Origin of the sequence: Nostoc sp. NOS(2021), assembly GCF_017115025.1 — a bacterium.
GTDB lineage: Bacteria > Cyanobacteriota > Cyanobacteriia > Cyanobacteriales > Nostocaceae > Nostoc.
In genome coordinates, this window is record NZ_JABXKM010000012.1 from 1 (window position 1) to 4,115 (window position 4,115).

The 4,115-nt window shown below is 46.4% G+C and carries 5 protein-coding genes; all 5 read left to right on the forward strand.

Annotated features, from left to right (window positions below):
* The first annotated feature begins 342 nt into the window (after positions 1-342).
* The 5 genes from HWQ41_RS00200 (at position 343) to HWQ41_RS00220 (ending at position 4,111) form a co-directional block, all read left to right on the forward strand.
* Complete coding sequence (locus HWQ41_RS00200) at positions 343-1,245, forward strand: PDZ domain-containing protein (RefSeq protein WP_292758606.1); 903 nt, start codon at positions 343-345, stop codon at positions 1,243-1,245.
* 15 nt (positions 1,246-1,260) lie between these two features.
* Entirely contained in the window at positions 1,261-1,518 is a 258-nt protein-coding gene (locus HWQ41_RS00205) for a hypothetical protein (protein WP_292758609.1), read from the forward strand.
* A gap of 21 nt (positions 1,519-1,539) precedes the next feature.
* Positions 1,540-2,376: a trypsin-like peptidase domain-containing protein gene (locus HWQ41_RS00210; RefSeq protein ID WP_292758612.1), complete on the forward strand. Its 837-nt coding sequence runs from the start codon at positions 1,540-1,542 to the stop codon at positions 2,374-2,376.
* A complete protein-coding gene (locus HWQ41_RS00215; protein WP_292758614.1) occupies positions 2,373-3,005 on the forward strand; it encodes a response regulator transcription factor in 633 nt (210 codons plus the stop codon). Before HWQ41_RS00210 ends, HWQ41_RS00215 begins: the two co-directional genes overlap by 4 nt.
* A 245-nt stretch (positions 3,006-3,250) precedes the next feature.
* Positions 3,251-4,111, forward strand: coding sequence for a Tab2/Atab2 family RNA-binding protein (locus HWQ41_RS00220; RefSeq protein WP_292758617.1), 861 nt, complete (start codon positions 3,251-3,253; stop codon positions 4,109-4,111).
* Positions 4,112-4,115 lie beyond the last annotated feature (4 nt).

The following is a 4,115-nucleotide window of genomic DNA, read 5'->3' on the forward strand; positions in this document are numbered from 1 at the left end:
TATACTTAGCTATGATTAGCGATCGCTCTCTGGAGAAAAACTTTTTGGTTTACTGATCATGTCCGGTTAAACACTTGTCATTGCCAACGTTGCGTTAGCGTAGTGTTCGCGGAGCGTCTCGAAGAGAAGCAATCCCAAAACCTTTGCGATTGCTTCGCTTCACTTCTCTACGAGACGCAAGCGCGAACGTTGCGCTCGCAATGACATATCGTAAGTGATTTAGCGGACATGATGTAAATCCTAGCCATTTTTCTAGGATGAATTCTCCCCATTTTTCCGATGCCATCTGTGTTGATAAAACGGCACGATATGAACATCTAAGAACGTTTGCGGAAAAATCTTATGTCTTCATTATTGGCTTTATCCAACAGTTTAGCTGACACCGTAGAACAAGCTGGGAGTGCTGTGGTTGCGGTGAATGGGGGTACTCGTGTTTCTCCAACTGGGATTCACTGGCGTAATGGCATCATTGTTACTTCTGATGAGTCCCTCCAGCGCTATGACGACATCACCATCACTCTATCAAATGGTAGCACTGCGCCAGTAACACTCGTTGGTCATGACTCTAGCACCGATATCGCTGTCTTTAAACTAGAAAATGTAGAAATACCTGTGGCAAAAGTTGGTGATGCCAAAACGCTCAAAGTCGGTCATCTGGTGTTAGGACTGGCAAGAGGTAGCGAAGGTGACTTAAGGGCGGCGATGGGTGCAGTGAGTGTAGTTAGCGGTGCTTGGCGGAGTATGAATGGCGGCAATATTGACCAATTCATCCGCCCAGACATCACCCTTTACTCTGGCTTTGCAGGTGGGCCGCTCGTGGATGCGGCTGGTTTTGTGGTAGGTATGAATACATCGGGGCGGCGTGGTACTGCTTTGACTATTCCCACTGCTACAGTCGATCGCGTGGTTGACCAATTAGTAGCAAAAGGGCGTATTTCCAAGGGCTACTTGGGTGTGGGAATGCAACCTGTACGCTTACCAAAGAACCTAAAAACTGCTCTCAATTTAACTTCTACAACTGGGGTAATTGTCGTTAATGTTGAGGCTTCGGGGCCTGCTGAGAATGCAGGTGTGCTGCTTGGCGATGTTTTGGTAACGTTCGATGGCGTAACTGTGGGCGATACAGGTGATGTGTTGGCGCTACTCAATAGTAGCGATCGCATTGGTAAAACTGTCAACGTCCAAGTTGTCCGGGGTGGGGTGTTAGTTGAGTTAGCGATCGCAGTTGGCGAAAGACCTTTTTAATTCGTAATTCGTAATTTGGAACTTCGAGATCAGAACTCGGAATTTCGAGATTGGAACTCGGAACTTCGAGATTGGAACTCGGAACTTCGAGATTGGAACTCGAAACTTCGAGATTGGAACTGGGAACTTCGAGATTGGAACTCGGAACTTCGAGATTGGAACTCGGAACTTCGAGATTGGAACTCGAAATTTCGAGATTGGAACTTGGAACTTCGAGATTGGAACTCGGAACTTCGAGATCAGAACATTGTTAGCCAACAGATTTTACTTTGACATGCTCAAAAATTATACAACATGGCAAACACAACATTAACTAACATCGCTGCTGAATTGACAGAGGTAGCTGCTAAACTACGCGATCACACTGTCAAAGTGAAAAGCGGCTCTCTGGGAGTCGGTTCTGGTGTAATTTGGCAACCTGACGGACTAATTATCACTAATGCCCATGTCGCAACCAGCAACCGCGCAACTGTGGAATTGGCTGACGGAAGGGTATTTGATGCGGTGCGTACACAATTTGATCCACAGCAAGATTTAGCCGCCCTGAAAATTACCGCCACTAATTTAACTGCTGCAACCATTGGCAATTCTGAGGCGCTACGAGTGGGTGAATTAGTCTTGGCGGTGGGTAATCCGTTTGCTGAAAGTGGTGCTGTGACAACTGGAATTATCTATGCAAATAATCCGCGTGCAGTTATGGCCGATTTGCAGCTGTATCCGGGAAATTCTGGGGGGCCGCTTGCCGATTGTCTCGGTCGAGTCGTGGGAATTAACACCATGATTGTTAATGGTTTGGCTGTGGCAGTTCCCAGCAGCACAGTTGAGCGTTTTTTACAAGTAAATAGTCGTCAGCAACTGGGAGTCACACTGCAACCTGTGCTTTTAGGTAGGCGTAGCTTGGGTTTATTGGTGTTGTCAATTTTACCTGGCAGTGCGGCGGAAACTGCTGGTGTGCAAATAGGCGATGTTTTAATTGGAGTTTCGGGGCGATTATTCACTAGCATGAATGATTTAACTAAATATCTCCATGACAGTAAAGGATCTCTGCCACTACAACTCCTACGCGGTGGGCAGCAATTCGTGATTTATGTTGCCGTGCAGGCTGGGAAAACTGCTGTGGAGGCGAGATGATCCGAGTGATGGTAGTTGCGACTTCCCCTGTAGTGCGGGCAGGGTTATCAGCTGTGGTAACTACCAATCCTCGGCTGACGGTTGTGGGGAGTGCATCCGATTTGGATGTATTGGCAAGGGAAGTTGGGCAATTACAACCAGATGTGGTGCTGGTAGATTTGAGCAGCAATTTTCAACAATCGGTGTGGGAAAAATTGCTGCTCATTCAACAGAAACAATACCCATTAGGAATGATCGTCATTGTTGAGGAACTTGATAGCATCGACTTAGAGACGGCGTTACGTTCTGGTATCCGGGGAATATTGCCCAGTACTAGCACAGAGTCAGAAATTGTCGCTGCTGTGGAGGCGATCGCTTTTGGTTTAGTAGTACTGCACCCGGATGCTGTAGAATTACTGTCTATCCGAGAAAAAGTGGTAACGAATCCTGTACAAACCTTGACACCACGGGAGATAGAGGTTTTAGGAATGCTTGGGTCAGGGTTGGGAAATAAAGCGATCGCTAAACGCCTGCATATTTCTGAGCATACTGTCAAATTTCATCTCTCATCCATTTTTCAAAAGCTCAGTGTCTCCAGCCGCACCGAGGCTGTTGCTGTGGGTGTACGACTGGGTTTGATTATGCTTTGAATCGCCTGATGAATTCCCCAGTCATCGCAAAACCTATTATTTCAAAAACTTCCTATGTTCTGCTCAAACGATAAGGCATAAGGGAGATGGGGAAGAGTTAGAACTTGAAGTATCCACCTCAGAGACTCATTCCCCATTCCCCATGCCCAATGCCCAATGCCCAATTCCCAATACCAAATGCTGCCCCAACACTCGTATGATCAAAATATCAGGAAAACATAACAGCCAGATTTTTACCGCAAAACATGGGCAGTATTTGGGAAATCGATTTTTACTCACGTCCGATTTTGGACGATAATCAGAAAAAAATTTGGGAAGTCTTAGTCTGCGAAAGTCCCTTGGATATCAGCACAAAAGCAGATTCTTTGTTTCGCTACACTCAATATTGTCCCAGTACCCAGGTAAATTCTGGCTGGTTGCGGACAGCATTGCAGGAGGCTATTAACCAAGCTGGAAAAGCACCAATTAAAATCCGCTTTTTCCGCCGCCAAATGAACAACATGATTACTAAAGCTTGCCAAGACTTGGGCATTCCCGCCCAGCCTAGCCGCCGCACTTTGGTTCTCAACCAATGGTTAGAACAGCGGATGGAAGAAGTGTATCCTCAAGAACCAGGGTATCAAGGGGGGACTAATCCCTCAGTCCGCTTGGAGAAGCCTTTGCCGCAACGTTTACCAGATGCTTTGGAAGGACAGCAGTGGGTATTTGTTACCTTAGATGCTGCGGCTTTGGCAGAAATGCCAGAGTGGGAAATTGGCTTTGGTGAAGCTTTCCCCCTAGAGTTGGCGCAAGTTTCACCCGAAGCCCGTATTCCTGGTATTTTGATTTTCTCACCGAGAGCGTTGCCCTTAGCCGGCTGGATGTCTGGTTTGGAGTTGGCTTTCTTAAGATTTGACACCAACGAAGAGGCAAGATTGCTTTTAGAAACTGGTGTTAATGAAAGCTGGATTGTGGCAAATATCAAAAAACCTCAAATCTTAGCAGAAGCCAAAGGTTTTGAAGAAGCCAAGCAAAAAGCTAACGGAGTGCATTTTATCGGTGTACAGTCTGATCCCAAGGCAGAATCTTTTGCTGGTTTTTGGCTGTTGCAAGAGGTTAATCTTTGAAATG